This window comes from Streptomyces sp. NPDC093252 (assembly GCF_040683675.1).
Taxonomy (GTDB): Bacteria; Actinomycetota; Actinomycetes; order Streptomycetales; family Streptomycetaceae; genus Streptomyces.
In genome coordinates this window covers 1-20,482 of the sequence record NZ_JBFBEM010000015.1, presented here as the reverse complement: position 1 = coordinate 20,482, position 20,482 = coordinate 1, and the positions used below count along the sequence as shown (strand labels likewise).

The 20,482-nt window shown below is 70.4% G+C and carries 15 protein-coding genes, 1 rRNA gene and 1 riboswitch; of the genes, 3 read left to right on the top strand and 13 right to left on the bottom strand.

Annotated elements, in window-relative coordinates; translation table 11 throughout:
* The first annotated feature begins 60 nt into the window (after nt 1–60).
* The gene (locus AB0O01_RS28245) at nt 61–555 is read left to right on the top strand and encodes a hypothetical protein (RefSeq protein WP_365317659.1); all 495 of its coding nucleotides are present in this window, start codon (nt 61–63) and stop codon (nt 553–555) included.
* A gap of 33 nt (nt 556–588) precedes the next feature.
* Here AB0O01_RS28245 and AB0O01_RS28240 read toward each other — a convergent pair whose 3' ends face one another.
* Nucleotides 589–3,111 carry an ATP-binding protein gene (locus tag AB0O01_RS28240; RefSeq protein ID WP_365317657.1) on the bottom strand — a complete coding sequence of 841 codons (2,523 nt, stop codon included), beginning with the start codon at nt 3,109–3,111 and terminating at the stop codon, nt 589–591.
* 305 nt (nt 3,112–3,416) lie between these two features.
* Here AB0O01_RS28240 and AB0O01_RS28235 point away from each other — a divergent pair, with 305 nt between their 5' ends.
* Complete coding sequence (locus tag AB0O01_RS28235) at nt 3,417–5,507, top strand: amino acid transporter (RefSeq protein ID WP_365317655.1); 2,091 nt, start codon at nt 3,417–3,419, stop codon at nt 5,505–5,507.
* A 262-nt stretch (nt 5,508–5,769) separates the two neighbouring features.
* Here the strand turns inward: AB0O01_RS28235 and gcvP are convergent, their stop codons facing one another.
* A complete protein-coding gene (gene gcvP, locus AB0O01_RS28230; protein ID WP_365317653.1) occupies nt 5,770–8,655 on the bottom strand; it encodes an aminomethyl-transferring glycine dehydrogenase in 2,886 nt (961 codons plus the stop codon).
* Nucleotides 8,656–8,824: 169 nt separating this feature from the next.
* Nucleotides 8,825–8,920, bottom strand: a riboswitch (glycine riboswitch).
* 113 nt (nt 8,921–9,033) lie between these two features.
* Here gcvP and AB0O01_RS28225 point away from each other — a divergent pair.
* On the top strand, nt 9,034–9,402 hold the full coding sequence (locus AB0O01_RS28225) for a PRC-barrel domain-containing protein (protein ID WP_365317651.1): 369 nt from the start codon (nt 9,034–9,036) through the stop codon (nt 9,400–9,402).
* 603 nt (nt 9,403–10,005) lie between these two features.
* Here AB0O01_RS28225 and AB0O01_RS28220 read toward each other — a convergent pair.
* The 11 genes from AB0O01_RS28220 to rrf all read right to left on the bottom strand — a co-directional run.
* Nucleotides 10,006–11,439: a DNA polymerase IV gene (locus tag AB0O01_RS28220; protein ID WP_365317649.1), complete on the bottom strand. Its 1,434-nt coding sequence runs from the start codon at nt 11,437–11,439 to the stop codon at nt 10,006–10,008.
* Between the two features lie 149 nt (nt 11,440–11,588).
* Nucleotides 11,589–12,233 (bottom strand): MerR family transcriptional regulator, encoded by a 645-nt coding sequence (locus AB0O01_RS28215; RefSeq protein ID WP_365317647.1) that lies wholly within the window; start codon nt 12,231–12,233, stop codon nt 11,589–11,591.
* 285 nt (nt 12,234–12,518) lie between these two features.
* Nucleotides 12,519–12,992 carry a bifunctional nuclease family protein gene (locus AB0O01_RS28210; protein ID WP_004002801.1) on the bottom strand — a complete coding sequence of 158 codons (474 nt, stop codon included), beginning with the start codon at nt 12,990–12,992 and terminating at the stop codon, nt 12,519–12,521.
* A 90-nt stretch (nt 12,993–13,082) separates the two neighbouring features.
* Nucleotides 13,083–13,820, bottom strand: a complete 738-nt coding sequence (locus AB0O01_RS28205; protein ID WP_365317645.1) for a MerR family transcriptional regulator — start codon at nt 13,818–13,820, stop codon at nt 13,083–13,085.
* 38 nt (nt 13,821–13,858) lie between these two features.
* Complete coding sequence (locus AB0O01_RS28200) at nt 13,859–14,665, bottom strand: FHA domain-containing protein (protein WP_365317643.1); 807 nt, start codon at nt 14,663–14,665, stop codon at nt 13,859–13,861.
* Between the two features lie 190 nt (nt 14,666–14,855).
* On the bottom strand, nt 14,856–15,689 hold the full coding sequence (locus AB0O01_RS28195) for a DUF881 domain-containing protein (protein WP_365317641.1): 834 nt from the start codon (nt 15,687–15,689) through the stop codon (nt 14,856–14,858).
* A gap of 5 nt (nt 15,690–15,694) precedes the next feature.
* Entirely contained in the window at nt 15,695–16,027 is a 333-nt protein-coding gene (locus tag AB0O01_RS28190; RefSeq protein WP_003988855.1) for a small basic family protein, read from the bottom strand.
* Nucleotides 16,024–16,962 (bottom strand): DUF881 domain-containing protein, encoded by a 939-nt coding sequence (locus AB0O01_RS28185; protein WP_365317639.1) that lies wholly within the window; start codon nt 16,960–16,962, stop codon nt 16,024–16,026. The genes AB0O01_RS28190 and AB0O01_RS28185 overlap by 4 nt, the downstream gene beginning before the upstream one ends.
* A 96-nt stretch (nt 16,963–17,058) precedes the next feature.
* Nucleotides 17,059–19,554: a mannose-1-phosphate guanyltransferase gene (locus AB0O01_RS28180; protein WP_365317637.1), complete on the bottom strand. Its 2,496-nt coding sequence runs from the start codon at nt 19,552–19,554 to the stop codon at nt 17,059–17,061.
* Nucleotides 19,555–19,657: 103 nt separating this feature from the next.
* Nucleotides 19,658–20,278, bottom strand: a complete 621-nt coding sequence (locus AB0O01_RS28175; protein WP_365317634.1) for a CDP-alcohol phosphatidyltransferase family protein — start codon at nt 20,276–20,278, stop codon at nt 19,658–19,660.
* A gap of 109 nt (nt 20,279–20,387) precedes the next feature.
* Nucleotides 20,388–20,482: ribosomal RNA gene (gene rrf, locus AB0O01_RS28170) — 5S ribosomal RNA — on the bottom strand; the annotation flags it as partial.

Genomic DNA, 20,482 nt, shown 5'->3' with positions numbered 1-20,482 from the left:
GGACACCGAGGCGACCCACGTCGTGAACGGCCCGGCACACCCGCCCCACCCTCCGGCCCGGTGGTGCACGACCGCTGCCGGCCCCGCGCGTCCCACGGCGCCGGGCGCTGCGCGGCCACCCTTCTCGCCCTGATGCTGGCCGTCGACGAACTGGCCGGCACACTGGACGCCGACCGGGCCCTGCTCTGGACCGGCCTCGCGGCCCTGCTCTGGGTGATCCTGCTCCCGGCCCAACTGACGGCGGGCGACGGCTGGCTGGCCTCCCGCACCCTCCTGCGCACCCACCGGGTCCGCACGGACCTGCTGGTCTCGGCCCACGCCCCGGACGGCGTCTCCCAGCGCCTCGTCCTGCGCGACGCCCTCGGCAACCGCGTGGAGATCGACCCCCGCGCCCTGATCGCCGACCCGGCCCTGTGGCACCGCGTCGACACGGGGGTACGCCGCTCCCTGACCAACGGCACCCTCCGCTCCGGCACCCAGGACCTGCGACGCCTGTCGGCCCGGATCGACGGGGAGACCGCACGGGAGGTGTTCAGGGCCTCGGGACTGAACTGAACGGCACGCATCCGCGAGCCCCTTCCCGCCCCCTCAGCCCACTCGGCCTCTCCCCCCTCCCTCTTCTCCCTCCCCTCCCTCCCCTTCCTTCTCCCCCGCCCTCACCGGTACCGGCACCGCCAACGGCAACGACACCACCATCGTCAACCCGCCTCCCGGCGTGTCCTCCGGCGTCACCGTGCCGTTCATCGCCTCCGTGAGCCCCCGGGCGAGAGCCAGCCCCAGCCCGAGGCCGGTCGTGTTGTCCGTGTCGCCGAACCGCTGGAACGGCTCGAACAGCCGCTCCCGTCCGGCCACCGGCAGTCCCGGCCCCCGGTCCACCACCCGCACCTCCACCCGCCCCGCCAGCACACTCGCCGTCACCAGCACCGCCGCGCCCCCGGGACTGTGCCGGACGGCATTCGCCGCGAGGTTGGCGAGAACCCGCTCCAGCAGCGGCGGATCGACCAGCACCTGCGGCACCCGCTCCACCTCCCGCACTTCGACGGACGGCAGATCCGCGAGCGCCGCCGGCAGCACCTCCTCCAGCGCGGTCGGCCGCAGATTCAGGGTCAGCACCCCCGCCTCCAGCCGGCTGAGATCGAGCAGGTTCTCCACCAGCCGGCTCAGCTTGGCCATGGACTCGTCGGCGGTCGCAAGCAGCTCGTCCCGGTCCTCCTCGCTCCACCGCACCTCCCGGCTGCGCAGCGAGGTGACCGCCGCCCAGCCCGCCGCGAGCGGGGTCCGCAGATCGTGTCCGACGGCCCGCAGCAGCGCCGTGCGCATCCGGTCGGCCGCCCGCACCGGCTCCACCTCGGCCGCGGCCTCCGCCAGCCGCGCCCGCTCCACCGCCGATCCGACATGCGCGGCGAACGCGGCCAGCACCCGCCGCTCCGACGACGACCGCGTTCCCCCACGCAGCACCAGGAACCCCCCGGGCCCGGCCGGTACGACGCTCGCCCCGCCGGTGTCCACCGGGTCCTCGACCAGCTCCACCGAGTCCGCCCCGAAGGTCTCCCGGGTCCGTTCCAGCAGCGCGGGTATCGTCTGCCCGCCCCGGACGATGCTGCCGGCCAGCGACGACATCGTCTCCGCCTCGGCGGTCGCCCGCGCGGCCCGCCGCGACAGCCGCAGCGACCGGTCGACGACCGCCGCCACGACCGCCGCCACCAGCACGAACACACCCAGTGCGAGCAGCGCGTCGGGGTCGCCGAGGGTGAAGTGCCCGATGGGCGGGATGAACCAGTAGTTGAGCAGCAGGGACGCGGTGACGGACGCGATCACCGCCGAGACCACACCCCCTATGCAGGCCACCCCCACCACCGCCAGCAGAAACAGCAGCGCCTCGCTGGTCAGACTCACCGAGCCGCGGAACTGCGCCAGCACCAGCGTCAGCAGCACCGGCAGCACCAGCCCCGCCACCGGCCCGGCGATCATCCGGGCCCGCGAGAGGGTGCGCCGCCGCGACGGCAGCAGCGTGCCGCGCCCGGCCCGCTCATGGGTGACCTGGTGGACGTCGATGTCCCCGGACAGCGCCACCACCCGCTCCCCGGTGCCGAGCCCGGTCAGGAACCGTTCCAGCCGCCCCCGCCTGCTCGACCCGAGGACGAGCTGTGTGGCGTTCTCGGCCCGCGCGAACTCCACCAGCGCCGCCGCCACATCGTGCCCGACCACCGAGTGGTAGCTGCCGCCGAGGTCCTCGACCAGCCGCCGCTGCCGGGCGAGCGAGGCGTGCGACACCCCCGCCGCGAGCCCGTCGCTGCGCGCCACATGGACGGCGAGCAGCGCCCCGCCGCCCGACCGGGCCGCGATCCGGGCCGCCCGCCGCACCAGGGTGTCCCCCTCGGGCCCGCCGGTCAGCGCGACCACCACCCGCTCCCGGGTCTCCCACACCCCGCCGATGGCGTGCTCGGCCCGGTAGCGCTGGAGGGCCTCGTCCACCCGGTCGGCGGTCCACAGCAGCGCGAGCTGCCGCAGCGCGGCCAGATTGCCGGGCCGGAAGTAGCTGGCGAGCGCCGCGTCGACCCGCTCCGGCGGCCAGAGGTCCCCGTGCGCCATCCGCCGCCGCAACCGCTCCGGCGGCACATCCACCAGCTCCACCTCCACCGCCCGCCGTACGACGTCATCGGGGACCGTCTCGTGCTGCGGCACCCCGGTGATCTTCTCCACCACGTCCTTGAGCGATTCGAGCTGGTGCACATCGACCGCCGTGATCACATCGATCCCGGCGTCGAGCAGCGCCTCGACGTCCTGCCACCGCCTGCCGTGCGCCGCGCCCCGCCCGTTGCCGCGGGCCAGTTCGTCCACCACCACGACCCCGGGCGCCCGCGCCAGCACACCGGCGAGATCCAGCTCCGCGTCCCTCACCCCACCCCCACTTCCCACACTTCCCAGCACCTCCAGCCCATCGAGCATCCTTTCCACCGCCGCCCGCCCATGGCACGCGGCGGCCCCCACCACCACATCCGCACCCCGCGCCGCCCGTCGCCCGGCCTCGTCGAGCATGCGAGTGGTCTTGCCCACCCCGGGAGCAGCCCCGAGATACACCTTCAGTCGTCCACGCCGTACGTCGTCCATCACTCCTCAATGAACCGCCGCCCGGACCACCCGGCCCCCCTCTTGACGCGATACTGGCGCCACCTCCGATGACGTTGACATCGTCTTGACGACCACTCCACCGCCCTCTGCTCCCCCCATCCGGCCCAACCCCCATCCACGGACTCACGGCACCACCCCCACCCGCCCCCACCTCCCACCCTCCGCACCTCCCCCTCCCCGCTCCCTCCCTCACCCAAGGCCGATTCGTCCCCTTCCTCCTACCCTGAACCCACCGCCCGCGTGATGGCCGAATCCCCTCGACGCCCCACCCCAGGAGCACGCCGATGGCCGCCCAGCCCCCACCGCCCGGTCGTTTGCGCCGGTGGCTGCTGGAGGGCCTGTCCGACATCAGCAAGACACACGCCCCCCAGGCCGGAAGCAACGGCGACACAACCGACGAACCCAACGGACCCGAGCGAGCCAACCGAACCGACCGAGCCAACCGGCCCGAAGGACCCAACCGGCCCGACGGCGCCGACGGCGCCGACAGACCCGGGGAAACCGACGGCACCGCCCCACCCACCCCCTCCGCCCAGGACCACCGCCGCCCCTGGTACCGCGTGATGTGCCTGACCGGCGTCGACTACTTCTCGACCCTCGGCTACCAGCCCGGCATCGCCGCCCTAGCCGCCGGCCTGCTGTCGCCGGTCGCCACCGTCGTGCTGGTGCTGGTCACCCTCGCGGGCGCGCTGCCGGTCTACCGCCGGGTCGCCGAGGAGAGCCCGCACGGCCAGGGTTCGATCGCGATGCTGGAACGTCTGCTGTCCTTCTGGAAGGGCAAGCTGTTCGTCCTCACCCTGCTGGGCTTCGCCGCCACGGACTTCCTGATCACCATCACCCTCTCCGCCGCCGACGCCTCCACCCATCTGATCGAGAACCCGCACCTGAACAGCGCCCTGCACAACCAGCGGCTGCTGATCACCCTGATCCTGATCGCCCTGCTCGGCGCGGTGTTCCTGAAGGGCTTCCTGGAGGCGATCGGCGTGGCCGTCGCCCTCGTCGGCATCTATCTGACCCTGAACGCCATCGTCGTCGTCAGCGGTCTGTGGCATGTCCTCACCGAGGGCCATGTGGTGACCGACTGGGCGACCGCCCTCACCGCCGAGCACGGCAATGTTCTGGCGATGATCGGCGTCGCCCTGATCGTCTTCCCCAAACTGGCCCTCGGCCTCTCCGGCTTCGAGACCGGCGTCGCGGTGATGCCCCATGTGCGGGGCGACCCCGGCGAAACCGAGGAGAACCCCCGGGGCCGTATCCGCGACACCAAGAAACTGCTCACCACCGCCGCCGTGATCATGAGCTGCTTCCTGATCACCACCAGTTTCATCACCACCCTCCTGATCCCCGCCCCGGAGTTCGAGCCAGGCGGCGCCGCGAACGGCCGCGCCCTCGCCTATCTGGCCCACGCCTACCTCGGCAGCGCCTTCGGCACGGTCTACGACATCTCCACCATCGCCATCCTCTGGTTCGCCGGCGCCTCCGCCATGGCCGGTCTGCTCAACCTCATGCCCCGCTACCTCCCCCGCTACGGCATGGCCCCGCACTGGGCGGGCGCGGTCCGCCCGATGGTCATCGTCTTCACCCTGGTCGCCTTCCTGGTGACCTGGATCTTCGATGCCAGCGTCGACGCCCAGGGCGGCGCCTACGCCACCGGGGTCCTGGTGCTGATCAGCTCGGCCGCCATCGCCGTCACCATCGCCGCCCACCGGGCCGGCCAGCGCAGATGGTTCCTGAGCTTCGCCCTGATCGCGGCCGTCTTCCTCTACACGACCGTGCTGAACGTCATCGAACGCCCGGACGGTGTGAAGATCGGCGCCTGCTTCATCGCCGGGATCATGATCCTCTCGTTCGCCTCCCGGCTGACCCGGGCTTTCGAGCTACGGGTGACCGGCGTGACCCTGGATCCGCTGGCGGCACGCTTCGTACGGGACGTCGCCAGCCGCAAGATCCGGCTGATCGCCAATGAGCCCGACCGGCGCGATCTCGCCGAGTACCGCGACAAGATCGAGCAGATCCGCCAGGACAACGAGGTGACGGGCCCGGAGGACTTCGTCTTCGTCGAGGTGACCGTCACCGACCCCTCCGAGTTCGAGACGGTCCTGACCGTCCACGGCGAGGTCCTGCACCACCGCTACCGCGTACTGACCCTGGACTCCTCGTCCGTCCCCAACGCGCTGGCCGCCCTGCTGCTGCACATCCGCGACACCACCGGCCGGACCCCGCACATCTACTTCGAATGGACCGAGGGCGCCCCCTTCGCCAACTTCCTCCGCTTCTTCCTCTTCGGCCAGGGCGAGGTGGCCCCCGTCACCCGAGAGGTCCTCCGCGAGGCGGAACCCGACCGCACCCGCCGCCCGAAGGTCCACGCGAGCTGACCCGCCGTCTCCTCCCCGCCACGACCAACGCTATGGCGCGTCACACCGCGCGGGAAGACTTTCCTGCTCATCACCCCCGAACGAGTGAACGAGCAAAGAACAGGTGACCGATCAAGAAGGAAAGGGCTCCGCGCCACCCGACGCAGGACCCTCCCCCACACAACACCACTCCCACACGAGCAGCCGCGCCCGGCGCCACCTGCCACCTGCCACCTGCCACCTGCCACCTGCCACCTGCCACCTGCCACCAGGCACCCGCGTATCAGTCCTCGTACGCGTCCAGCGGCGGGCAGGAGCACACCAGGTTCCGGTCACCGAAGGCCTGGTCGATCCGGCGGACCGGCGGCCAGTACTTGTCGGCGGCCGACACCCCGGCCGGGAACACCGCGTCCTCCCGCGTGTACGTGTGCGCCCACTCCCCGCCCAGCGCGGCGGCGGTGTGCGGCGCGTTGCGCAGCGGATTGTCCTCGGCGGGCCACTCGCCCGCACCGACCTTCTCGATCTCGGCGCGGATGGCGATCATCGCCTCGCAGAACCGGTCGATCTCGGGCAGGTCCTCGGACTCGGTGGGCTCGATCATCAGCGTCCCGGCGACCGGGAACGACATCGTCGGCGCGTGGAACCCGTAGTCGATGAGCCGCTTGGCCACATCGTCCACGCTCACGCCGGTCGCCTTGGTCAGCGGGCGGAGATCGATGATGCACTCGTGCGCGACCAGCCCGCCGGGGCCGGTGTAGAGCACCGGGTAGTGCGGTTCCAGCCGCTTGGCGATGTAGTTCGCGGACAGCACGGCCACCTGGGTGGCCCGCTTCAGCCCCTCGCCACCCATCAGCCGGACATACGCCCAGGAGATCGGCAGGATGCCCGCCGAACCCCACGGGGCGGCCGAGATCGGGCCCACCCCGGTCTCCGGACCGGCCTGCGGCTGGAGCGGGTGGTTCGGCAGGTGCGGCGCGAGATGCGAGCGCACCGCCACCGGGCCGACGCCGGGACCGCCGCCGCCGTGCGGGATGCAGAAGGTCTTGTGCAGGTTCAGATGCGAGACATCGCCCCCGAAGTGCCCCGGCTTGGCCAGCCCCACCAGCGCGTTCAGATTGGCCCCGTCGACATACACCTGCCCGCCCGCCTCGTGCACCCGGGCGCAGATGTCGGCCACATGCTCCTCGAACACCCCGTGCGTCGAGGGGTACGTGATCATCAGCACGGCGAGCCGGTCGCGGTGCTGCTCGATCTTTGCCCGCAGATCGGCGACGTCGATCTCGCCGTCCTCGGCGGTCTTGACGACGACGACCGTCATCCCGGCCATCACCGCGCTCGCGGCGTTGGTGCCGTGCGCGGAGGACGGGATCAGGCACACCGTCCGCTGCTCGTCCCCGTTGGCCCGGTGGTACCCGCGCACGGCGAGCAGCCCGGCCAGTTCCCCCTGCGACCCGGCGTTGGGCTGCAAGGACACCTTGTCGTAGCCGGTGACCTCGGCGAGCCGCTCCTCCAACTCCCGGATCAGCGTCAGATAGCCCTCCGCCTGCCCGGCGGGCGCGAACGGGTGGAGCTGCCCGAACTCGGGCCAGGTCACCGGCTCCATCTCGGTGGTGGCGTTGAGCTTCATGGTGCAGGACCCGAGCGGGATCATGCCCCGGTCCAGCGCGTAGTCGCGGTCGGCCAGCCGGCGCAGATAGCGCAGCATCGCGGTCTCGGAACGGTGCTGGTGGAACACCGGGTGGGCGAGGATCTCGTCGCTGCGCAGCGCCCCCTCCGTCAGCCCCTCCTCCGCCCCGGCGTCCAGCGCCTCGGCATCGGCCTCGATCCCGAACGCGTTCCACACCGCGCCGAGCTGCGCCCTGGTGGTCGTCTCGTCGCAGGCGAGGGAGAGGTGGTCGGCGTCCACGACCCGCAGATTGACCCCGTTGTCCCGGGCGGCGGCGGCGATCAGCTCGGCCCGGCCCTGGGCGCGGACGGTCAGCGTGTCGAAGTAGGACCCGTGCACGACCTCGACGCCCCCGGCGCGGAGCCCGGCGGCCAGGACCGTGGCGTACCGATGGGTCCGCCGGGCGATCGTCCGCAGCCCATCGGGCCCGTGGTAGACGGCGTACATCCCGGCCATCACGGCGAGCAGCACCTGCGCGGTACAGATGTTGCTGGTCGCCTTCTCCCGTCGGATGTGCTGTTCCCGCGTCTGGAGCGCGAGCCGGTACGCCTTGTTGCCGTCGGCGTCCACCGAGACTCCGACGAGCCGCCCCGGCAGACTGCGCGCGAAGCGCTCGCCCACCGCCATGTATCCGGCGTGCGGCCCGCCGAAGCCCATCGGCACCCCGAACCGCTGCGTGGTGCCGACCGCGATGTCCGCGCCCAGCTCCCCCGGCGACTTCAGCAGCGTCAGCGCCAGCAGATCGGCGGCGACGGTGACCAGCGCCCCCCGCGCGTGCGCCTGCTCCACGACCGCCGTGATGTCCCGTACGGCCCCCGAGGCGCCGGGGTACTGCACCAGCACCCCGTTGATCTCCCGCCCGTCCAGCTCGGCCGGGATCCCCTCGCTCAGATCGGCGACGACGATCTCGACCCCGGTCGGCTCGGCCCGCGTCCGGATGACGGCGATGGTCTGCGGCAGCGCGTCCGCGTCGACCAGGAACAGCCCCTTCTTGTTCTTCCCCATCCGCCGGGACAGCGCCATCGCCTCGGCGGCGGCCGTCCCCTCGTCCAGCAGCGAGGCACCGGAGGTGGGCAGCCCGGTGAGGTCGGCGACCATGGTCTGGAAGTTCAGCAGCGCCTCCAGCCGGCCCTGCGAGATCTCCGGCTGATAGGGCGTGTAGGCCGTGTACCAGGCCGGATTCTCCATGACATTGCGCAGGATCACCGGCGGGGTGAACGTTCCGTAGTACCCGAGCCCGATCATCGAGCCGAGCACCTGGTTGCGGTCGGCCAGCGCGCGCAGTTCGGCCAGGACCTCGGCCTCGGTGCGCGCCCCCGGCAGTTCCAGCGCCTCGGCGTTCTTGATCACATCGGGGACGGCGGCGGCGGTCAGCTCGTCCAGCGAGCCGTACCCGACCTGGGCGAGCATCTTGGCCCGCGCTTCCTGGTCGGGGCCGATGTGCCGCTGCTCGAAGGGGATCCCCTGCTCAAGCTCGGAGAGCGGAATGCGATGGGCGGTCATTGCGGAGGGCCTCCTGGTCTGACACGACCTTCGGGGGGCACCCCGGCGCGGGTACCCCGACGGCCTCCCCCTCTGTCATCACAACCTGAGAGCTTCACCGGGCGCCGGCCCGGCTTTCACCGTCGGTGAGAGCGAACGCCGTCGGCGCCGCCCTGCTTTCCAGAGTGACCTCGTCCGTGCGGTACGGGGGCCTGAGAGATTCCGGGGAGGATTTGCTCCTTCGGCGCCTCCGGATCTTCCCGGAGGACTCTCCCGCACGGGGTCAGCAGCCGCTGTCAGCCTACCAGCGCGGTCCACGAACGGACCTTCGAGTGGCCGCCTGCCCCAATGTGCTCTTTCGTAGTGCTTACGGATGAGTTGCGACCATGTGGAGGGACCGTGCAGACCGATATCGATCCGCGCAACCTGATCGGCCGCAAGGCGTTCGACCGCAACGGCATGAAGATCGGCACGATCGACGAGGTCTATCTCGACGACGCGACCGGCGTCCCGGAGTGGGCGGCCATAAGGACGGGCCTCTTCAGCCGGGACGCGTTCGTCCCCCTGGAGCCCAGCGAACTGATCGAGGGCACCCTGCACGTCCCCTTCGACCGCGCCCTGATCAAGGACGCCCCCGACTTCGGCGTGGGCCGCCATCTCTCCCCCGAACAGGAACTCCAGCTCTACCACCACTACGGCCTGGACGTCACCGCCCCGCCCCCACCGGACCACGACTTCGGCAAAATGGCGGGCCAGGAAGACAGCTAGCCCACCCGGAACAGCAGCCCCACGCGCCCCCGGAGATCCAGCCCACCCCTCCCGCCGCCCTCAAACCGCCACCGCCCCCTCCGGGCACCCGTGCCCGTCCCCCGGCACCCCCACGGCGTGCAGCACCGGCTCGGCCCCGGCTCCTGGCACCTGGCTCCTGGCACCTGGCACCTGGCACCTGGCACCTGGCACCTGGAACACAAACGCGGTCCCGGTACCCCTGGCCTTGAGGGTCACCTGATCCCCGAAGCTCCCCGCCCCGTAGGGCTCCCACCCGCACCCCACCCGCTCCAGCGCGTCCAGGACCTCCGCGTACCCCGGCCCGGCCTGAAAGGGCGTGCTCCCCCCACCGAGCACCCCCGGAAGCTCCACCCCGTCCGGCGACCAGGTCTCGACCCCGAACAGCAGCACCCGCCCGCACCGGCACACGAAGACCTCCAGATGCCTGCGGAAGAACAGCCCTCGGCCATTTCCTCCGCCGACTCGCTGCCCCCGAATCCCCGGCCTCCCCGAGCACCGCCGTGACATCGCCCCAGTCCCCGCCCACCCGTACCGGCCCGATCCGCCCGCTCAGGGCCACGCGCGCGAGGTTGTCGACCAGACTCATCCGCGCAGCGCGCCCGGCGCCCCGTCTAGGCGTCCACCGCTCTCCCCGCCACCGGGTCTTCGCTCCTCCCCCACCCCCGGCGCACCCCCCGCCCCTGCCCCGGTCAGCGGCAGCGGTTCCACCGGCTCCAGCTCCGGATCCTCGGTACGGAACGTCCGCACCCGCCCCGCCGCCTCCGACCACGGTGTCTCGAACCGCACGGTCACCCGCCCCACCCCGCTCCCCTGCACCCACCCGTGCCCGTACCGGGCGTGCCGCACATCGTGCCCCGCCGGCCAGCGCCGCTCGCCGTGCCCCTCGGTGTCCTCGCGATCCCCCTCCTCGGGATGCTCCTCGGGAATCTCGTCCCGCAGCTCCCCGGCAGCCTGGGCGAACAGATCCTCCTGGGTGTAGTCGGCGAGCCCGCTGACTCCGACCCCCAGCAGCCGCACCCCGCCCGTGGTGTCCACGGAGTCCAGCAGCCGGGCAGCCGCCTCCCGCACCACCGCGGGATCGTCGGTCGGTCCCCGCAGGGTCTCGGACCGGGTCAGCGTGGAGAAGTCGTACCGCCGCACCTTCAGCACGATCGTCCGCCCCGACAGCCCTGCCCCGCGCAGCCGCCGCACACACCGGTCCGCCAGTCGCTGCACCTCCAGCTCCACCCGCACCCGGTCGTGGATGTCCACGTCGTAGGTGTCCTCCACCGACACCGACTTCGTCTCCCGCTCGGCGACCACGGGCCGGTCGTCGTGCGCGAGCGCCATCGCGTACAGCGCATGCCCATGCGCCTTGCCCAGCAGCCGGACGAGTTCGTCCTCACCGGCCTCCGCCAGCTCCTCCACCGTGGTGATCCCGGCCCGCCGCAGATGGTCGCCGGTCGCCGGCCCCACCCCCGGCAGGGTCCGCACCGGCATCGGCGCGAGCAGCGCCCGCTCGGTCCCCGGCTCGATCAGCACCAGTCCGTCCGGCTTGGCCTGCTCGGAGGCGATCTTGGCGAGCATCTTGGACGCGGCCAGCCCCACGGATCCGGTCAGCCCGGTGACCTCCCGTATGTCCGCGCGCAGCTTGATCCCCGCCAGCCGCGCCGATTCCGGGTCCCAGGCCGCTCCCCCGGCCTCCAGATCCACGAACGCCTCGTCCAGGCTCAGCGGCTCCACCAGGGGCGACAGCGCCCGCAGCAGCGCCATCACCTGCTCGCTGATCGACCGGTACAGCCCGAACCGCGGCACGAGATACGCGGCGTTCGGCGCCAGCCGCCGCGCCTGCGCCATGGGCATCGCCGAGTGCACCCCGAACACCCTGGCCTCGTAGGAGCAGGTCGCCACGACTCCGCGGGGGCCCAGCCCGCCCACGATCACCGCTTTCCCGCGCAGGCTCGGCTTGGACGCCTGCTCCACCGAGGCGAAGAAGGCATCCATGTCGAGATGCAGGATCGTGGGCGTTCTCCTCACACCTACGATGCTGCACCACGGCACTGACAATGCCCCTCGGGACACCGCCGGGCCCGGCCCGCTCCCCGAGGGGACCGCCAGGGAACCACCCTGGAGAACGGCCCTTCAGATCCCTCTCAGATCCCCCTGGGAAGGCTTTCAGAAAGCCCTCAGACGGCCCGGTTGCGCCGCCGCGCCAGCTCATCGGCCGGATTGTGGCCGACGAGCGTCTCCCCGGTGTCGATCCGCTCCCCGTGCAGTTGCGACAGCGCGCTCTCCACGTCCCGCCACACCACGCCCACGGCGATCCCGAAGATCCCCTGACCGCCCTGGAGCAGCGCGTGCACCTCGTCCGGCGAGGTGCACTCGTAGACCGTGGCACCGTCGCTCATCAGCGTCATCCGCTCCAGATCGCGGAAACCCCGCTCGCGCAGATGCTGCACGGTGGTCCGGATGTTCTGGAGCGACACCCCGGTGTCCAGGAACCGCTTGACGATCTTCAGGACGACGACGTCCCGGAAGCTGTAGAGCCGCTGCGTCCCCGACCCGTGGGCGGGCCGCACGCTGGGCTCGACCAGCCCGGTGCGGGCCCAGTAGTCCAGTTGCCGGTAGGTGATGCCGGCGGCTGCGCAGGCCGTCGGCCCGCGGTAGCCGATCTGCTCGGACGTCATCGACGTCGCCCCTCCGCTGCTGGGCACGGCCGTCGGTCGCTGCGGAGCGTGACCGGTCGTGCTCCCGTGAAGCGGGTACGGACCGCTCTCCCCGAGACTGCGCCCGGGGGCACCCCCAGCCGTACCGTCGCCGCTGCTTCTCACGCCGACCTCCGTCCTTGACCTGCCTTCTCGACGGTAGGCAGTCACCGAGGGTGCGTCAACGATCGCCACACTCGGCACGCCGAGTGATAATCACCCTGGGAGTGGTTTCCCGCGCCCCACCGCGGGGAAAGGCTAGCCGAATGCGCCGACGGGGAGCCGCAGGACGCTCTCACGCGCCCCTGGCAATTGCCGCACCGAGGCGATACGGACGGATACGTACCGACACCCAGCGGTGCGGCCCGGCACACACCCTGTGTCCGCCGGGCCGCACCCCGTCTCACCGGTTCACTGGCTGCTGGTACCGAAGTCCTCGGGCGAGATCTGGTCGAGGAACTCGCGGAACTTCTCCACCTCGTCCTCCTGCTCGTCGGGGATGGCGATACCGGCGTCGTCGAGCACCCCGTCACTGCCGTAGATCGGCGTTCCGGTGCGCAGGGCCAGCGCTATGGCGTCGGACGGCCGGGCGCTGACCTCCACCCCGCTGGCGAAGACCAGCTCGGCGTAGAAGACGCCCTCGCGCAGATCCGTGATGCGTACTTCGGTCAGCTCCTGGCCGACGGCCTCCAGCACGTCCTTGAACAGGTCGTGGGTCAGCGGTCGGGCGGGCGCCATGCCCTGCTGGGCGAAGGCGATGGCCGTCGCCTCCCCCGGCCCGATCCAGATGGGGAGGTAGCGGTCGCCTCCCACTTCGCGCAGGAGCACGATCGGTTGGTTGGAGGGCATTTCGACCCGGACACCTACGACATCGAGCTCGTTCACACAGCAACCCTAGGCCGTGCCCGGGATGTTTGGGTAGTCGGGACGACCACAGGTCCGGATCCGGACCTGCCCCGGCGGCAGGTCTGCCCCTCAGGGCAACCGCACCCCGAGCGCGGACTGCACCAGCGCCGCGTGCAGCCGCACGGCGAGCCCCGCCAGCTCTTTCGTCCGGGCCTCCGCATGGGCCCTGGTCTGCGGATTGCGGTGCCGGCGCAGCGGTGCCACCACCTGGTCGACCAGCCCGGCCTCGCGGTCGGCGGCGGCCTTCATCACCCGCAGATGCCGCGGCTCGATCCCCGACCGCCCCAGCTCCACCACCAGCGAGGCCACCGTGGCCGCCTCCGCGTCGTACACCCCGTCCTCGACCGGCGTGATCAGCCCGTACGACTCCCACTCCGCGAGTTCCTCCGCCCCGATCCCGGCGGCGGCCAGCAGCTCGGCACGGCCGATCCGGGCGACCGTGGGCACCCCGGGCGGCTCGGAGGCACCCTCACCGTCCCGGGACCTCCCCAGCACCGGCAGCCGTACGTCCTCACCGCGCTCGACGGCCGCCAGGTGCTCGCGGATGACCTTGAGGGGCAGATAGTGGTCACGCTGCATCCGCAGCACCAGGCCGAGACGCTCGACGTCGTCCACGGTGAATTTCCGGTACCCCGAGGGGGTGCGCTGCGGCTCGATCAGCCCTTCCGCCTCCAGGAACCGGATCTTGGAGATGGTGACCTCGGGGAATTCCTCGCGCAGCACGTTCAGCACCGTGCCGATGCTCATCAGCCCGCTGTCCGTGGCGGCGGCGCCGTGCCCGGCACCGCCGCTCGGTGTATGCAGCATGGACCTTCCCTGGGATCCCCGGACCGTGTCCGGTGAGGTCAGACGACCTGCCTGCTCGCGTAGAAGACCAGCCGGTACTTGCCGATCTGGACCTCGTCACCGTTGTGCAGCGCGACCTGGTCGATCCGCTCCCGGTTGACATAGGTGCCGTTCAGGCTGCCGACATCGGCGACCGTGAACGATCCGTCGGGCGCGCGCCGGAACTCCACATGGCGGCGCGACACCGTCACGTCGTCCAGGAAGATGTCGCTCTGCGGGTGACGCCCGGCCGTGGTCAGATCACTGTCCAGCAGGAAGCGGCTGCCGGAGTTCGGCCCGCGGCGCACCACCAGCAGGGCGGAGCCCAGCGGCAGCGCGTCCACCGCGGCCTGCGCCTCGGGCGACAGGGCCGGGAGCTGGGTCTGACCGGTGACCTCGGCGTCGTACGCCTCCAGGCCGCTGATCGAGATCGTGGACGTCGTCTCGGACGCCCGCTCCGGGACCACCCCGGGACGCAGCGGGGCACCACAGTTGGAACAGAAGCGGCTGTTCTCCGCGTTGCGGTTGCCGCACCTCGAACACACCAGGGCCGACATCGACGGATCCTCCTGCCGCGGCTGCCCCGCCGGGGCATGGGACGCGTACGGATCGGGGGAAAACCCTCCACCCGTACTTGAGGTTGACGGTTGCCCGAAACCTATGCCTCCGGCCTGGGCAGGGTCAACCGACGGCGCGCCCGGACCACCCACCTGGTCCCGGAACAGCGGGCGCTGCCCCTCCGCGTCTGGCTGTGCGCGATGACGGGCGGTCGCGTTGGCGCCGCCCTCTCGCGAGCTCTTGCCGAACAACTTCGCAAACAACTTCACGGGCGATTCCCCTTGACCGAAACAGACCCGCCCGTGGGGCAGGACGAACCCTGATTGCACAATCCGGCTGACCCGGACACCCTCACAACGTCCGTAGCCACCGGACAGTTTCCACCACGCACCACCCGTTCGGTGCGCCGACCCCCCGCAACCTCATGCCCTGGTCGGACGTCCCCCATGCACCCCCGGTTCACGGGGAGGACGACCGAGCGTAGTCAGGCTCCTCCGCGGCCCGCAAGGCGTCCACGATGATCTTGTCCGACCGCTCGACACTCACCGTGGCGTGCTCCTTCTCCAGCGTCTGCACCACACCCCCCGGGATGTTGAGCGCCGGTTCGAGGTCCTGCGGCTTGCCGATGACCTTGAAACGATAGGGGGCGTTGATCTTGTTCCCGTCCACGGCCACTCCGTTCCCGGAATCCGTCAGATAGGTGCTCGCCACCACGCGCACGCCGTTCACCTGGATCGCCTCCGCGCCCGCGGCACGCAGTTCCTGGATGGCGTCGAGCAGCATGTCCGCCTCGACCGTTCCCTTCGAGTCCTCGATCGTCATGGTGATCCCGGGCCCCTGGGCGGCCACCGTGCCCGCCAGGATGCCGAGTTGCCGCTCCTTCTCCACCGTCTGCCTACGGGCCTCCTCCGCCTGGTTCGAGCTGTTCTCCAGCTCGTCCCGCTGCTTCTCCAGACCCTGCTTCTCGTCCTCAAGACGCTCGGTACGGTCATCCAGTTCATCGAGAATCCGGACAAGATCCTCCTGCCGCGCGCCACGCAGCGCACTGTCCCCGTCACTGTGCGAAGCGACCTGGACGGCGAGCCCGAATCCGAGCCCGAACAGCAGCAGCGCCACGATCAGTTGCGCCCGCGACACGCGCGGCGGCCACAGCCCCTGCGCCAGCCGCTGCCGCCCGGTCAGCTCCGGCCGCCCCGGCCCCGCGGGCACCTCGGCGGGCCCCGGCTGCGCGGGCACCTCCTGCGGCAGTTCCTTGCGCAGCGGACTGCGGTGCGCCCCGTGATGGTTGCTCATCGGCCTCACGCCCGGAACACATGCCGGCGGATCGCCGCGGCATTGGAGAAGATCCGGATACCGAGCACGACCACCACACCCGTCGACAACTGGGCGCCCACGCCCAGCTTGTCGCCCAGGAACACGATCAGCGCGGCCACCACCACGTTCGACAGGAACGACACCACGAAGACCTTGTCGTCGAAGATGCCGTCGAGCATGGCCCGCAGTCCGCCGAAGACGGCGTCCAGCGCCGCCACCACGGCGATCGGCAGATAAGGCTCGACGACGGCCGGAACCTCGGGACGGACCAACAGCCCCGCCACGACTCCGACGACGAGGCCCAGTACGGCGATCACGATGTGCCTTTCTCAGTCTCTGTATTCGGCTGCCCGGTCCCGGTACCCGGCCGCGCGGTCCGCACCATCACACTCGGCGCGGCCGGCAGCCGGAGATCCTCCTGAACGGAAATCGCCGTCCGGACCCCGAAGTTCTCCTGGAGGGCATGCAGATACAGCCCGTCCGCACTGTTCTGGAAACGGGTGCTCATCCGCTCCCCGTCCCCCACCGCCAGCACCGTGTACGGCGGTACGAGTGGCCGATTGTCGACCAGTATGGCGTCACCGGCGGCCCGGATCGCGGACAGCGCCGTCAGCCGCTGCCCGTTGATCGACACGGCCTCCGCGCCCGACTCCCACAGCCCGTTGACCACCCGCTGCATGTCCCGGTCGCGCACCCGGCCCGTATCGGAGAACCCCGACGTCCCGCGCGGATTCGCGTCCCCTTCGCCGGACGCCTCCTTGGCGTCGTTCACGACCAGTTTCACCCCTGGCCCGCGCACCTCCACGGCACCGGCCAGCACACCCACCAGGTCACCGCCGTCATCGCCACCGCTGTCCCGGAGCGCCTCGCGCTGCCGCGCCTCCACATCGTCCCGGAGCCCGTCGACGGCCCGCTCCAGATCGTCGGCCGCAGCGGTCTCCCGGTCGATCCGGTCGATCAGTTCCTCGCGCTCCTTGGCCACCACCGGAGCGGAGACCCGCGCCTGCGCCGCCCCCACGGTCACCACCAGCGCGGCCAGGACCAGCCCCGCCGCGAGGCCCAGCCTGGCCCGCAGCGTCTTCGGCCTGCCCCGCTCCCCCGCAGCCGCCCGACGCGCCGCAGCCTCCGCGTACCCGTCGTCCAGGCTGTGGTCCATCACATTGGTGAGCAGCGACATGGACGCGTCCGGACGGGACGCACGGGCACGCGCGGGAGTGCTCCGAACGGGGGGCTGCTGCGGCATGGGGCACATCGTCGCACGTCGTGACCGCTACCTCCGAATGGCCCCACACACGTGCCGGACAGGCCCCCTTGGGGGCACTTGTCCGGCACGCGCGCGTGTCCCGGACTACCGTCCGGCGCTGTCCACCACGGTGGCCCACTCGTCCAGCAGGGCCTGCGCGGAGGCGTCGTCCGGCCCCTCCGCCCACAGATGCGTGACGGCCTCCGCCGGGTCCGGCAGCACCATCACCCAGCGCCCGTCGGTCTCCACCACCCGCACCCCGTCGGTGGTGTCCACGAAGCGCTCTCCGGCCGCCTCGACGACCCGGCGCATCACGAGCCCCTTGACCGCCCACGGAGTCGCCAGATCCCGCTTCAGGACATGCGCCCGCGGAATCCGCGCGTCGATCTGGCTCAGCGTGAGCTGCGTCCGCGCCACCAGCCCGATCAGCCGCACGAACGCCGCCGTACCGTCGAAGACACTGCTGAACTCCGGGACGATGAACCCACCCCGGCCGTCCCCGCCGAAGATCGTGGACTCGTCCCGCCCTACTCTCGTCAGGTCATCGGGCGAGGTGGTCGTCCACTCCACCTGCGTCCCGTGGTACGCCGCCACCTGCTCGGCGATCCGGGTCGTCGTCACCGGCAGTGCCACCCGCCCGCTGCGCCGCTCCGCGGCCACCAGGTCGAGCATCACCAGGAGCGCGCGATCGTCCTCGACGATCCGCCCCTTCTCGTCCACCAGCGACAACCGCTCGCCGACCGGATCGAACCGCACCCCGAACGCCGCACGGGCCGAGGCCACGATCTCCCCGAGCCGCACCAGCCCCGACCGCCGGGTGTCCGCCGATTCCGTCGGCCGCGACTCGTCCAGCCCCGGATTGATCGTCAGCGAGTCGACCCCGAGCTTCCCGAGCAGACTCGGCAGCACCAGGCCCGCACTGCCGTTCGACGCATCAACCACGACCTTCAGCCCGGACTCCGAGATCCCGCTCGTATCCACATTCCGCAGCAGCGACCCCGTATACGAATCGAAGACACTGGCCGGAAAATGCAGATCCCCGATCTCCCCGGGGAACGCCCGCCGGTACTCCTGCCGAGCGAACACCCGGTCCAGCTTCCGCTGACTCCCCTGCGACAGATCGGCCCCCTGCCCGTCGAAGAACATGATGTCCACGGAATCCGGTACCCCGGGCGTGGTCCGAATCATGATCCCCCCGGCACTCCCCCGCCCCGTCTGCTGCCGAGCCACCGGCAGCGGCACGTTCTCCAGATCCCGTACGTCGATGGCACTGGCCTGCAACGCCGAGATCACCGCCCGCTTCAACGCCCGCGCACCTCGCGAGTGATCCCGCGCGGTCGTGACCGTCGACCCCTTCTTCAAGGTCGTCGCATAGGCGCCGGCGAGACGCACGGCCAGCTCGGGCGTGATCTCCACATTCAGAATCCCGGACACACCCCGGGCCCCGAACAGATGCGCCTGGCCCCGCGACTCCCAGATCACCGAGGTGTTGACGAAGGCGCCGGCCTCGATGGTCTTGAAGGGATAGACCCGCACATTCCCTTGAACGATCGATTCTTCACCGATCAGGCACTCATCCCCGATGACCGCCCCGTCCTCGATCCGGGCCGCCCGCATGATGTCGGTGTTCTTCCCGACGACACAGCCCCGAAGATTGCTGTGCTGCCCCACATACACGTTGTCGTGCACCACGGCCTTGTGCAGAAAGGCCCCGGACTTCACAACGACGTTCGATCCCACGACGGTGTGCTCACGGATCTCGGCCCCGGCTTCGACCTTCGCATAGTCCCCGATGTAGAGCGGCCCGCGGAGCACGGCGTCCGGATGCACTTCCGCACCCTCGGCGACCCAGACTCCGGGCGAGATCTCGAACCCGTCGATCTCGACGTCGACCTTGCCCTCCAGGACATCGGCCTGCGCCTTCACATAGCTCTCGTGCGTGCCGACATCCTCCCAGTAGCCCTCCGCGACAAACCCGTAGATGGGCTTGCCCTCCTTCATCAACTGCGGAAAGACATCGCCCGACCAGTCGACGGGGACATCGGCCTCGACATAGTCGAAGACCTCGGGCTCCATCACGTAGATGCCGGTGTTCACGGTGTCCGAGAAGACCTGCCCCCAGGTCGGCTTCTCCAGGAACCGCTCGACCTGGCCCTGCTCGTCCACGATGGTGATACCGAATTCCAGCGGATTGGGCACACGCGTCAGACAGACGGTGACGAGCGCGCCCTTCTCCTTGTGGAAATTGATCAGCTCCGTCAGATCGAAGTCGGTCAGTGCATCGCCGGAAATGACGAGGAAGGTGTCATCCTTCAACGCCTCCTCGGCGTTCTTGACACTTCCGGCGGTACCGAGTGGCTTCTCCTCATTGGCATAGGTGAGCTCCATTCCGAGCTCTTCACCGTCACCGAAGTAGTTCTTGACCAGCGATGCCAGGAACTGGACGGTTACTACAGTCTCATTGAGCCCATGCCTTTTGAGCAGCCGCAGAACATGCTCCATGATCGGCCGGTTGGCAACCGGCAGGAGCGGTTTGGGCATGCTTGAGGTCATGGGGCGAAGGCGTGTGCCCTCGCCACCGGCCATCACGACGGCCTTCATGTCGGAAGCGTCCTCCTCGAAGAGACGACGGTCTAGCCGACTTCACCCGTCCGAATTGTCCCGCACTTTTCCTCTGCGGGCCATCGCGCCGTTGTGGCCGCACCTATCGGCGAGCTCCATCGGCCGTGGCGTCCGCACGAACCAGGCGGCGGACCTGCACCACATAGAGCACTCCTGCCCACCAGTACAGCGTTGTACCCCAACCAGCGAACGCCCATCCGAAAATAGCAGCCAGTGACGAGATCCATCCGCTTCCGTCACTGAGCAGCAGGAGGGGGAACGCGTACATCAAGTTGAAGGTAGCCGCCTTCCCGAGGAAGTTCACCTGGGGCGGCGGATAGCCGTGCCGCCGGAGGATCCCCACCATCACCAGCAGAACCAGCTCCCGCGCCAGCAGTACAGCGGTCAACCAGAGGGGCAGGATCTCACGCCATGTCAGCCCGACCAGGGTCGACAGAATGTAGAGCCGGTCAGCCGCGGGGTCGAGAAGCCGGCCAAGGCTGCTGACCTGATTCCAGCGCCGCGCCAGTTTGCCGTCCAGGTAGTCACTGATACCACTCAGGGCCAGCACCAACAGCGCCCAGCCATCGCTCTTGGGACCGCCGAACTCGGGCCGCAGAATCAGCCACAGGAAGAGCGGCACACCGACGAGCCGCGCCATGCTGAGGATGTTGGGGATGGTGAGCACCCGGTCCGTCTGGACACGAGTCTCCTGGACCTCCACCCGGGGGCCTCCTGTGGGAAATGAGCCAATGATGCCCCCCGACCCTACCTCAACACAAAAAAGCGCTGGCTCCTGGGCTGTATGCCCAAGAGCCAGCGCTCTAAAAGAAGTTCGGCGGCGTCCTACTCTCCCACCGGGTCCCCCCAGCAGTACCATCGGCGCTGTAAGGCTTAGCTTCCGGGTTCGGAATGTAACCGGGCGTTT

What these genes read in the sequence shown, in the direction of transcription:
- AB0O01_RS28180 (WP_365317637.1), bottom strand. Translation starts at nt 19,554, where the DNA reads ATGAAGGCCGTCGTGATGGCCGGTGGCGAGGGCACACGCCTTCGCCCC.
- AB0O01_RS28185 (WP_365317639.1), bottom strand. Translation starts at nt 16,962, where the DNA reads ATGTGCCCCATGCCGCAGCAGCCCCCCGTTCGGAGCACTCCCGCGCGT.
- AB0O01_RS28205 (WP_365317645.1), bottom strand. Translation starts at nt 13,820, where the DNA reads ATGCTGCATACACCGAGCGGCGGTGCCGGGCACGGCGCCGCCGCCACG.
- AB0O01_RS28240 (WP_365317657.1), bottom strand. Translation starts at nt 3,111, where the DNA reads ATGGACGACGTACGGCGTGGACGACTGAAGGTGTATCTCGGGGCTGCT.
- AB0O01_RS28195 (WP_365317641.1), bottom strand. Translation starts at nt 15,689, where the DNA reads ATGAGCAACCATCACGGGGCGCACCGCAGTCCGCTGCGCAAGGAACTG.
- gcvP (WP_365317653.1), bottom strand. Translation starts at nt 8,655, where the DNA reads ATGACCGCCCATCGCATTCCGCTCTCCGAGCTTGAGCAGGGGATCCCC.
- AB0O01_RS28235 (WP_365317655.1), top strand. Translation starts at nt 3,417, where the DNA reads ATGGCCGCCCAGCCCCCACCGCCCGGTCGTTTGCGCCGGTGGCTGCTG.